This window comes from Phormidesmis priestleyi ULC007 (assembly GCF_003003695.1).
Taxonomy (GTDB): domain Bacteria; phylum Cyanobacteriota; class Cyanobacteriia; order Leptolyngbyales; family Leptolyngbyaceae; genus Phormidesmis_A; species Phormidesmis_A priestleyi_A.
In genome coordinates, this window is the sequence record NZ_PVWG01000043.1 from 25994 (window position 1) to 37341 (window position 11348).

11 protein-coding genes are annotated in these 11348 nt (G+C 47.5%); 6 read left to right on the forward strand and 5 right to left on the reverse strand.

The features are described from left to right. The first annotated feature begins 419 nt into the window (after positions 1–419). Together C7B65_RS21955 and C7B65_RS21960 are read left to right on the forward strand one after the other, a co-directional pair. A complete protein-coding gene (locus C7B65_RS21955) occupies positions 420–1022 on the forward strand; it encodes a thylakoid membrane photosystem I accumulation factor (protein ID WP_073074749.1) in 603 nt (200 codons plus the stop codon). A gap of 6 nt (positions 1023–1028) precedes the next feature. Beyond that, positions 1029–1418: a RidA family protein gene (locus tag C7B65_RS21960; RefSeq protein WP_073074748.1), complete on the forward strand. Its 390-nt coding sequence runs from the start codon at positions 1029–1031 to the stop codon at positions 1416–1418. Between the two features lie 19 nt (positions 1419–1437). Here C7B65_RS21960 and C7B65_RS21965 read toward each other — a convergent pair whose 3' ends face one another. Then, complete coding sequence (locus C7B65_RS21965; protein WP_073074747.1) at positions 1438–1644, reverse strand: hypothetical protein; 207 nt, start codon at positions 1642–1644, stop codon at positions 1438–1440. A 107-nt stretch (positions 1645–1751) separates the two neighbouring features. On the opposite strand from C7B65_RS21965, the gene C7B65_RS21970 reads away from it, so the two are divergent. Further along, a complete protein-coding gene (locus tag C7B65_RS21970) occupies positions 1752–2495 on the forward strand; it encodes a SinI family restriction endonuclease (RefSeq protein WP_073074746.1) in 744 nt (247 codons plus the stop codon). Here the strand turns inward: C7B65_RS21970 and C7B65_RS21975 are convergent. Together C7B65_RS21975 and ilvA are read right to left on the reverse strand one after the other, a co-directional pair. Then, entirely contained in the window at positions 2487–3917 is a 1431-nt protein-coding gene (locus C7B65_RS21975; protein ID WP_073074745.1) for a DNA cytosine methyltransferase, read from the reverse strand. The two genes, C7B65_RS21970 and C7B65_RS21975, sit on opposite strands and share 9 nt — an antisense overlap. A gap of 261 nt (positions 3918–4178) precedes the next feature. Beyond that, complete coding sequence (ilvA, locus tag C7B65_RS21980; protein WP_073074744.1) at positions 4179–5690, reverse strand: threonine ammonia-lyase, biosynthetic; 1512 nt, start codon at positions 5688–5690, stop codon at positions 4179–4181. Positions 5691–5837: 147 nt separating this feature from the next. Here ilvA and C7B65_RS21985 point away from each other — a divergent pair, with 147 nt between their 5' ends. Then, positions 5838–6524 (forward strand): Uma2 family endonuclease, encoded by a 687-nt coding sequence (locus tag C7B65_RS21985; protein WP_073074743.1) that lies wholly within the window; start codon positions 5838–5840, stop codon positions 6522–6524. Positions 6525–6782: 258 nt separating this feature from the next. Here the strand turns inward: C7B65_RS21985 and dnaK are convergent, their stop codons facing one another. Next, positions 6783–8699: a molecular chaperone DnaK gene (dnaK, locus tag C7B65_RS21990; RefSeq protein ID WP_073074742.1), complete on the reverse strand. Its 1917-nt coding sequence runs from the start codon at positions 8697–8699 to the stop codon at positions 6783–6785. A 339-nt stretch (positions 8700–9038) separates the two neighbouring features. Then, the gene (locus C7B65_RS21995) at positions 9039–9560 is read right to left on the reverse strand and encodes an Hsp20/alpha crystallin family protein (RefSeq protein WP_223257483.1); all 522 of its coding nucleotides are present in this window, start codon (positions 9558–9560) and stop codon (positions 9039–9041) included. 253 nt (positions 9561–9813) lie between these two features. On the opposite strand from C7B65_RS21995, the gene C7B65_RS22000 reads away from it, so the two are divergent. Together C7B65_RS22000 and C7B65_RS22005 are read left to right on the forward strand one after the other, a co-directional pair. Next, on the forward strand, positions 9814–10692 hold the full coding sequence (locus tag C7B65_RS22000) for an Rpn family recombination-promoting nuclease/putative transposase (protein ID WP_073074770.1): 879 nt from the start codon (positions 9814–9816) through the stop codon (positions 10690–10692). 63 nt (positions 10693–10755) lie between these two features. Further along, positions 10756–11169 (forward strand): hypothetical protein, encoded by a 414-nt coding sequence (locus C7B65_RS22005; RefSeq protein WP_073074741.1) that lies wholly within the window; start codon positions 10756–10758, stop codon positions 11167–11169. Positions 11170–11348: the final 179 nt, after the last annotated feature.

Below are 11348 nucleotides of genomic sequence, written 5' to 3' on the forward strand. Positions count from 1 at the left end.
ATTTAATCATTGCTAAGTAGACAGACCTAATTAAACGTAAGATGCCGCAAACTGCCCTCACCCTAAATACCTCTCCCTAGGGAGAGGCAGGGTCAATTCAAGGTCGTGAGAGAAAAGCTGTAAGCCTGATTAACTCGTTCACGGCTGATCAGCCGTTCAACGGAAGTTCAATACTTCTAGATTTTCTCTATCGACTATGAATCGTCCCTACTAGGGAGAGGGACTTTGAATCTTGCTCCCTTCTCCTTGGGGATGAGGGTTGGCGAGGGCTTCGCCCCGCTTCGCGAGGAGGGTCTTCTCTTTATCGCTTCACATTTATGCAGATCCCTAACAGTGCAAATCGTAAAGTTAAGTTGAGCATCTTCCCGTCAAGATGGACAATAGGAGTAGCGATGTTTTGAATCTGTCATCTGAACCTTATGTCTTTTCGCCCATACTTTTTTTCTCGGTCTGCTTGGTGGCGTAATATCTCAGTGCTGGTCTTATCGCTGGTGATAACGATCGCAGGTTTGACCCTTGGAAATTCTGCGCTGGCTGGCTTGACGGACGATCGCTATGATGGCGAAATCTTTGCGCTTTATGCGGGCAACGGTTCGCTGGTGCCGCCAAAGGTCAAGCTAGAAGACTCGTTTAACAAACGCAAGCCTGCTCTGATGGTGTTTTACACCGACGACAGCAGCGACTCTAAGCAATTTTCTTCGGTGGTGTCTCAGCTTCAGGCGTTTTATGGTCGAGCGGCTGATTTTCTGCCCATCCGCGTAGACTCTCTGCCGATTAAAGAGCAGTATGACCCGACAGAACCGGGCTATTACTACAAAGGCTTTGTGCCGCAGACGGTGTTATTTGATCAATCCGGTAAAGTGGTGTTTGACGGCAAAGGCAACGTTGCTTATGAGCAAGTCGATGATGTGTTTCGCACCGTGTTTGATTTGCTGCCACGATCGGAGTCTACCACTCTCAAACGTCGCTCTGTTAACGAAGTCAACACCGAACTCGTTCCCCCCACTGCTAAAAAGAAATAATTTTTTATGACTCGAACCATCATTCAAACCGCTGCGGCTCCGGCTCCGGTTGGGCCCTATAACCAAGCGATCGTCGCGTCTGGTCAGATGATCTTTGTCGCGGGACAGATTGCCCTCGATCCGGCGACGGGGGCGATCGTCGGTGAAGGCGATGTTGCGGCTCAGACTGAGCGATCGCTGACCAGTCTTAAAGCGATTCTCGAAGCTGCCGGGGCAACGCTGCAAGATGTTGTGAAGACCACGGTCTTTTTGGCAGACATGAATGATTTTTCGGCGATGAATGCGGTTTATGCCCAATATTTTGATGAGGCAACGGCTCCCGCTCGTGCCTGCGTCGAGGTGTCACGTTTGCCAAAAGATGTGCGCGTCGAGATTGATTGCATTGCGGTGATTTAAGAATTGCCTCAGTGACTATTCAAGGCATTGCTTCAATCAATGCTCTAAGAGCTTTGTTGACAGCTTCTGATGTGGAGAAGACCTGAGAAACATCTTCATCCAAAACTACAACGATCGTTTTTCGTTCTTGTACTGCAAATCGATTAGGCTTTGCTTTGCCATAATCAAAGACGTATTCTGCTGCCAAACCATCTTCATGAGATTTTGTCAAGAAATTGGTCGTCAAAGGTTGTATTTTGACAGTTGAATGTATTTTAATGAGATTCAAAATAGGTATTCTGACATACAATCTGGACATTTGTATTTTTCTCGTCCAGACAAAGGAAGCCATTCATGCCCGTTACCTTTGATGACATCATTGCTAACTCTAGTTCTCAAGAGAACTTTTTACAGATCTTTCAAATCGCGTTCCATCAGCAATTCCTGGAAGCTCATCGCACGATTTTGACTGCTTGCTACAGGAACCCAGGACTGTCTCCAACCCTGAAAGGCAGCACGCCTGAGATTTTGGCTCAAGTTTGGTTGAAAAAGTACAGTGATAGTTTCGAGAATCGGATTTCAAGGCGAATTTCACAGCCTCTAGGAACAGTTGCCGACCCAATTGTTAATACAATCATCAATGCTAGATTAACAGGGTTAACATCAGAACATCTTCATCGGATTAAGTATGCTCACAGACTTGCAATGTCAGCAGAAAATATTCAAGGATTACTTCTCGAAGAGTTTTTAGCAGAACAATTGGTTGAATACGGTTGGTCTTGCTGTTGGGGAGAATCGATTCGCCACGTTGATTTTTGCAACATAAATGGTTCTCTCTTGCAAGTCAAGAATCGCAGCAACTCGGAAAATAGCTCGTCTTCTAGAGTGAGGATTAATCAACCCATTGAGAAATGGTACAGAGTTGATGCTAGAACTGGGTTATATAGGTGGTCATATTTCAACGAGAAATATGGTACAGATCGTTTCTCTGAAGATAATTTTGTGATATTTGTGCAACGAGTTCTAGCAGGAAATCCAGATGCTCTGGCTGTAGAGGCTAATAACCCTTGGCAAGCGTTATCTGAGCTTTTAGACTAGATTTAAGGAGAGCTGCTCTCCTGATGATTCTTCGAGGTGCCCAAGGATTTCAAGCATCCAACTTACGTCATCAGTTTTGTGATAACGCGAATAAAGAAAATCAGGGTAAATGATTGGTGTCTCCCCATTTAGATGAGCCAATAACATTCTGGCGATCGCTCTTCCTAAAGAACAAGGTACAGCATTTCCAACTTGCCGATACTGATCAAGTAAGCTGCCTGCGATCATCCAATCATCAGGAAATTCTTGGATGCGCTTATACTCTTCAATACTGAGCGGTCTATCCACCTCTGGATGTGCTAAATCGGTCGCAGGCATCGCTGGATGAGTGACCAATGTTGGAGAGGGTTTATCCCAAGCCAACCTCCGATAAAAACCTGTTTTGCCACCACTCGCATAATACGAAGCTCCAAGTGCTTCTTGATGCAGATCTACAGGTAAATCTCGCCAATACTGCCCAGGTTTCAAAAGTCGATAATACTTCAGCCGTTTCTCAGGAAACTTGACAAAATGATGATTATCTTCAGGCAGATTGTTGAGCACTTCTTTCAAGGTTCTCCACTGAGGAAGTCCATACAACTCTTTCTCCGAATGAGTCGGTGTCAGATAGGGAAGCTTTTCTCCATCTCGGCTGCAAGCAATCACGACTCTTTCTCGCTGTTGAGGCGACCCAAAATTGGCAGCATTATATAAATTGAAGGAGAAACTGTAACCTGCTTCCTTCAGCCTCCGAGTAATGAACAACAACGCGCCTCCCCTTTGTTCATCATTGGATAGAGATGGATAGTCCTTTCCTCTCATTTCGTGGGATCTGTGCTGTAATGGAGCCGATAATAATCCTCGAACATTTTCAATCACTGCGAATTTAGGTCTGAGTTCAGTAATCAAATCAATGAACGTTAAGAAAACATTTCCCCGTTCATCATTGAATCCTTGTCGTTTGCCTGCACTACTAAATGCTTGACACGGAGGCCCACCCACGATGACATCAATCTCTTCTGTTTGACTCAATCCAGCTTTCTCCCGGATTGCTGCGGACGAATAGTCTCTAATATCTCCAATTAACGCCATCTCTGGTCGATTCACTTCTATTGTCTTTCGGGCTGCTGAATCAACTTCACAGGCGAGAAGAACTTTGATTCCCTCTTTTTCCAAACCCAAGTCTAAGCCCATACAGCCAGAAAAAAAGCTCAGGGCTTTCAACGTCGGCTTACTAAACGATCGCCTTGCATGATCCAGGATGACAACACTAGCATCGTCATCCTTGCAACGATACTGATCAACAGATTCTGAAGCAACGATCCATCGACTGCTAATTCGCTCTCCGCTAATCTCACCATATCTGAGCAACTTGCGAACGTATTGTTCAGAGCAACTAAGCAGTTCGGAGGTTTCTTTTACAGAGAGAAATTGATTAGACATGAGTTCGAGTGCGAAACTAAAACTAAGTACCCAATAATAGTTTGGGTACAATATTTTTGCAAGCAGTTTTTAACAAGCATTCTTATGTTACGATTTCGTCGTTAGAAGTAGCATCAGCCGTCGAACAATTCAAATGCAGCAGACGAAACAGAGATCCCAGTGCTGAGTTCGAGCTTGTCTGCTGCCGCTGATTTGAGCTGTTCTCATAATTTTCACGTTCCCTTTGAGTCACGAATTTTGTCCGAAGTATTATAGAAATACTCATCCCAAAAACAGTTTATAGGCTGTGTTTTGACTTTCATCCCAATAGCGATAGCCGATCGTATCGAGAAACGCTTGCCAGTCGCCCATTTCGTGGGGTGGAACCTGCATTCCGACGACAATGCGACCGTAGTCGGCTCCATGATTTCGATAGTGAAAAAGACTGATATTCCAATCGGGACTCATGCAGGCGAGAAACTTGGTTAGCGCCCCCGGACGCTCAGGAAACTCAAAACGATAGAGTAACTCGTTGTGAGCAAGCGGCGATCGTCCGCCCACCATGTGTCTGAGATGCAGTTTTGTGAGTTCGTCGTCGGTTAGGTCGATCGTGTTGAATCCATTTGCCTCAAAAGTTGCCGCAATTTGAGCCGCATCTGCCCGATTTTGAATTTGAATACCGACAAAAATATGCGCTACTTTGTCATCAGCAATTCGGTAGTTAAACTCGGTTAAACTGCGTTTGCCAATGCACTCACAAAACTTCTTTAAGCTGCCATTTTCTTCAGGAATCGTCACCGCAAAAATGGCTTCTCGACGTTCGCCAAATTCTGCCCGTTCTGCCACAAATCGCAGCCGATCGAAGTTCATATTCGCACCGCAGGCAATAGCAACGAGCGTTTGTCCCTGAATCTGTTCGCGCTCAACATAGGCTTTTGCGCCCGCGATCGCCAACGCTCCCGCAGGTTCTAGAATCGATCGCGTGTCTTCAAACACATCTTTAATCGCGGCACAAATCGCATCCGTATCGACTAAAAACACTTCATCGACATACTCTTGGCACAAACGAAAGGTTTCTTTTCCAACTTCACTCACAGCAACGCCATCCGCAAATAAACCAACACGGGGTAACTTGATGCGATGTCCGGCTTTTAACGATTGAAACATCGCGTCAGCATCAACAGGCTCAACGCCAATGATCTTAATTTCAGGACGCAATCGCTTCACATAAGCTGCAATTCCAGAAATCAATCCGCCACCGCCAATGGCCACAAAAATTGCATGGATCGGCTGTTGATGTTGACGCAAAATCTCCATCGCGATCGTGCCCTGCCCCGCAATCACATCAGGATCATCAAACGGATGGATAAACGTCAATCCTTTCTCAGCTTCTAACTGCCGCGCATAAGCATAAGCATCATCATAAGTATCGCCATGCAAAACGACCTCACCACCTCGCGCTTTTACGGCATCTACCTTGACTTGAGGAGTTGTCATCGGCATGACTACGATCGCGGTAGTTCCTAGTTGACGAGCACCGAGAGCAACTCCTTGAGCGTGGTTTCCGGCAGACGCAGCAATCACGCCCAGCGCCAAAACGTCGGGTGGCAGTTGCGCCATTTTGTTGTAGGCACCGCGCAGCTTAAACGAAAACACAGACTGCATATCTTCGCGCTTGAGCAGCACTTTGTTACCGAGGCGTGCAGATAGATTAGGAGCAACCTCCAGTGCCGTTTCTTGGGCAACATCATAGACGCGAGCCGTCAGAATTTTTTCGAGATAGTTGGGGTGCATGGCGCAAACGCAGACGCAGGATAGGAGATCATTGTACCTGACTGGCTCTGTGGTTTATTTCACATCCTGCAACCCTTACAGCAAATGGCGATCGTTCAGTCCTGATGTTGATTTAGAATTGAGATGCCGAGAAGCAGAGATAACCCGATGACGACCTTCTCACAGGCTGACCTCTCTCTCCCTGATAGTGACGGCAAACCAATGGCGGACAATACTGAACAGTTCCGTTGGATTGTCATGATCAAAGAGAATTTAGAAGTGCTGTTTGCGAATGACGAAACTGTCTTCATCGCAGGAGACTTGCTTTGGTATCCTGTTCCAACTCGCATTATTGCTCCCGTAGCCCCTGATGTGATGGTTGTGTTTGGCAGACCTAAAGGAAAGCGAGGTTCTTATCGTCAATGGCGAGAAGAAAACATTCCTCCCCAGGTGGTTTTTGAGATTCTTTCTCCCAGCAACAACGCCGAGGAGATGGAGCGCAAGCTAGAGTTTTATGACACCTATGGAATCGAAGAATATTATTTATACGATCCCGACACGTTTCGATTTGATGGCTGGCATCGGCAAAATGTGCATCTCACAAAACTGTGGCAATTAGAGGGGCAAATTAGCCCTCGTTTAGGAATTCGTTTTGAGACGGGTCAGGGAGAATTGGTAATCTATCGCCCTGATGGTCAGCGATTTTTGACCTCGATCGAGATGGATCAAACCGCCCAACAAGAGCGCCAGCGAGCAGAGCAAGCAGAGTCTTTGTTAAACCAGGAACGCCAACGATCGCAGCAGTTAGAAGACTACTTACGATCGATCGGCGTTGATCCGAATAGTCTTCCCTAAAAAAACGTCAGTTCGATGAGTTCTCTCACTTCGTTATTCAGCACTTCAGCCCCCTAAATCCCCCATTCTGAGGGACTTTGAACCGGAAATTTTGGCTTGAAGTCCCCCAAACTTGGGGGATTTATGGGGCACGACAAACTGTAACGAAGCCGTCGAATTCACGTTAAAAAAAGCTGGTAGCTTCTCATTTAGAAATGCTACCAGCTATATGTTTTGAACCGGGTAACGAGCCGTCTCGCAACTCGTTACTCGTCACGATTACTTCGATTCAGTAAAGTCAGCGTCGATCACATCGTCGCCACCGCCCGAAGTCGTGCCATCCGTTCCCGGCGGAGGAGTGCCATCATCCCCAGGAGCCGCACCGCCACCTGCTTGCTGATATAAGTTGGTAGTGATGCCGTAGAGCGCTTGTTGCAGATCAGTCGTCATCGTCTTGATCTTGTCAAAGTCTTCGCTGGCGATCGCCTCTCTCAGATCTTTGACCAACCCATCGACCTTAGTCTTATCAGCCGCCGGAACTTTATCGCCCAACTCGCTCATTTGCTTTTCAGCCTGGTAAGCCAGAGAATCTGCCTGATTCTTCAGGTCGATGCGCTCACGACGCTCTCTGTCAGTCGAGGCGTTCTGTTCGGCATCGCGCACCATCCGCTCAACGTCGTCTTTGGGCAACGTCGAAGCCCCGGTGATGCTGATCGACTGCTCTTTGCCAGTGCCCTTATCTTTCGCGCCAACGGTCAAGATGCCGTTCGCGTCAATGTCAAAAGTAACCTCGATTTGAGGAACGCCACGAGGAGCCGGAGGAATGCCATCTAAGCGGAAAGTTCCGAGGCTCTTGTTGTCGTTCGACATTTCTCGCTCACCTTGCAAGACGTGAATTTCCACGTTGCTTTGACCATCGACCGCCGTTGAGAAGACTTCAAACTTCTTAGTCGGGATGGTGGTGTTGCGAGGAATAATCTTAGTCATCACACCGCCCAAGGTTTCAACACCGAGAGACAGCGGAGTCACATCGAGCAGCAAGAGTCCTTCGGCTCCCGCTTCACCTGACAGAATGCCTGCCTGAATCGCGGCACCCATTGCCACCACTTCATCAGGGTTAACGGTCTGGTTGGGATCTTTGCCTAAGACGCGCTTAACAACAGCCTGCACCGCAGGAATGCGAGTCGAGCCGCCCACGAGCACCACTTCGTCAATCTTGCTCTTGTCGAGCTTAGAATCGCGAAGCGCCGCCTCAACAGGAACGCGACAGCGATCGATGAGATCGGCGCACAGTTCTTCAAATTTCTGACGAGTCAGCGTAGTGTCAAGGTGCTTAGGGCCGTCTTGAGTCGCCGTGATAAACGGCAGGTTGATATCAGCCTGAGTCAGGTTGGAAAGGTCAATTTTTGCCTTCTCAGCCGCCTCGGTCAGACGCTGTAACGCTTGCTTATCTTTGCGGAGATCAATGCCTTCCGATCTCTGAAACTCACCCGCAAGATAATCGACGATCTTTTTATCAAAGTCGTCACCGCCTAAGTGAGTGTCGCCAGAAGTTGCCAACACTTCAAACACGCCATCGCCGACTTCAAGAATCGAGACATCAAACGTGCCGCCGCCTAAGTCAAACACAATGATTGTTTCATTGCTCTTTTTCTCTAAGCCATACGCTAATGAGGCTGCCGTCGGTTCGTTAACGATCCGCAAAACTTCCACGCCAGCAATCTTCCCAGCATCTTTGGTCGCTTGGCGCTGCGAGTCATTAAAATAAGCCGGAACTGTGATCACCGCTTGGGTCACCGTTTCGCCGAGATACTTACTGGCATCGTCGATCAGCTTCCGCAAAACTTGGGCAGAGATTTCTTCGGGCGCATATTGCTTGCCTGCCGCAGGGCAGTCTAGCTTAACGTTGCCGCCCACATTTAAGACTTTATAAGAGACTTCAGTGGCTTCGTTCGTGATTTCGTCAAACCTGCGACCAATAAACCGCTTCACCGAGTAGAAGGTGTTTTCTGAGTTCATCACCGCTTGACGCTTGGCGATTTGACCGACGAGGCGATCGCCATTCTTCACAAATGCAACAACTGAGGGAGTCGTCCGAAATCCTTCAGCGTTTGGGATCACGGTCGGCTTGCCGCCTTCCATCACAGCGACACAGGAGTTTGTAGTACCTAAGTCAATTCCAACAACTTTTGCCATATGAGTGCTTTCGCTCCAACAATAAATGCAATTTTTAGGGGGTTAAAGGGGGGACTGGCGTTGTCAGCCAGAATCGGCAAAGGAGGGCAGCTAGGACTCAAACAGGTTCGTAAAACCCTTTGCATGAGTAGGTCTTTGCCCAGCGAAGTTCGTCCTCCAAGTCAGGTCGTGAGAGAGTAATAACACTCAATGCCAACTGCGCGGCATTTGATCCCCTCCTTATATAGTGTTCAGGTTCCGCCATTCCATGAAGGGGTATTTACCGAACCTTAAAGAGGACGGTTGAGAGAGTTTTGAGGGCTGAAGGAATGCAAATCAGCCCTCAAAACTCAGTCTGTCTTAGCTTTGTGCCCAGGCATCGCCCGTTTCAGAAGTATCAGAAGCAGGGGCGATCGTCGCTGCTTCTGATTCAGCAGACCCATCCGAACCAGTCAGATTAAGCGTCACCACCGAAGGGCGAACGGCTTGCACTTTGGGCAGAGTCAAGGTCAGAATGCCATCTTTGAATTCGGCATTGACCTGATCGTTTTGAACGGGAGACGGCAGCGAGATCACGCGCTGAAACTTGCCATAGCGAAACTCAGAGCGGAAGAAGCCATTTTCTTCGGTCTTGTTTTCAACTTTGTGTTCACCAGACAGAGAAACGCCACTGCGACCGATTTTTACGTCGAGGTCTTTCGCATCAATTCCGGGAAGCTGAACGCGAAGTACAAATTCGGTTTCGTTGCTCTTGAGTTCGGCGGCGGGTTGCCAGGTAGGTTCGACGCGCTTGGTGGTTGCCAGATCTTCAAAGACGCGATCGAACTGACGACGCATCGCTTCCATTTCTTGCCAAGGTTGCCAATTAACGAGAGTCATCATGAAAAGTTCCTTTTAAGAGAGTAGTTAACGAGAGATGGTGATTCCGGAAGGGTTGAACCTGACCGCTCTTGTCTGCATGAATCTAATTTAGAAGGTGCAGCGGCTTAGGGCACTGAGGCAAACCGTAACAAAAGGGTAGGAGTTACCGATAGAGAAGTGAAGGCGCGATCGCCATCTTGCGAGAGAACCGTCAAAAGAGATGGGTTTCCCGTCCGATTGGTACGATAGAAGCATTCTCTAGTGCGTGATGGCGATGTCGGGCGTTTACATCAATCCCAAAACAGACTTTGCCTTTAAGAAGATTTTTGGCTCAAAACAGAGCACAGATATCTTGATCAGTTTTCTGAATGCAATTTTGTATCAATCCAGACCCATTATTGAAGATCTAGAGATTCTCGACCCTTATCAAGCGCCCCGCATTAAAGGCATTAAAGACTCTTATTTGGATGTTAAAGCCACGATCGTCGGCAACAAAACGGTCATTATCGAGATGCAGGTACTCAACGTTTTAGGATTCGAGAAGCGAGTTCTCTACAACGCTGCGAAAGCATTCTCAATTCAGTTAAATATCGGAGACGATTACACACTTCTTAATCCAGTCATTGCACTAACGATTACAGATTTTGAAATGTTTTCTGAAAGTCCTAAAGTGATCTCTCGCTACAAATTGAAAGAGCAAGATGACTTGACTGACTACAGTGAGGATATCGAGCTTGTGTTTGTTGAGCTACCCAAATTCAACAAACCGCTAAATGAATTGGAAACGATTACCGACAAGTGGCTATATTTTCTCAAATGCGCCAACCAGCTTGAAGAGGTGCCCTCTAGCCTGGAGTCGATTCCCGCCATTAATCACGCCTTTAGTGTCGCTAAACAAAGTAAATTAACTCGCAAAGAGTTAGAGGTCTTAGAGAAGCGAGAAATTTTTATTCACGACAGCCGTAACGCGATTCTCAAAGCTCGACAAGAAGGCAGACAAGAAGGCAGACGGGAAGGCAGACAGGAAGGTGAAGCGATCGGAGCCAAACAAAGAGCGATCGACATTGCCCGTCAGCTACTTGATGTGTTGGATATTGAAACCATTAGTCAAAAAACTGGGTTAAGCATTGAAGAAATTCAAGCGTTGAGGTGAGCGATTTTGACCACTCATAGATCGATGTGACAGGATAGAGAAGGTGTTTACTATGATTGCCTCATGTCTGCGATCGATCCCTCACTCGACTCTAGGCTGCAACATCTCAAAGCCGTGCGTCTGTCGCTGCTGCGTCTCCACAAAGCCTTGCTTGATTCTGAACGCGAAGCCTATGAGCAGATTCATGGGCAGATTCGCGGGCAGGGCGAGTTGTTTCGGCTCGTTTTAGATGATGAATGGTTTCGCTGGCTCCGTCCTGTCTCGCAGTTTATTGTTCAAGTGGATGAAGCTTTGGCGGCAAAAGAGCCGATCAACGTCACCCAAGTCAATGAGTTTTTGAGCCAAGCCCGTACCTTACTTCAACCCTCTGAAGAAGGCACAACTTCAGAGCAGCGCTATTATCAGGCGATTCAACGCGACCCTAACATTGCATTAATGAATGCAGATTTGTCAAGATTGCTGGCGGCAAACGTTTAGATGCACGGGGCACGGCAGTGCCATACCCCTACGGGCACTTTTAATGCTTCAACACAATTTGACCCCCGCTTTGTTGCTGTGTAGCCGTCCTAACGCTTCGTTTAAGTAGCTAGGCGCAATTAAATATAAAACGCTCCAGTGAGTACTCACCCGATTGACTCCGGGATTCCATCCCCCGC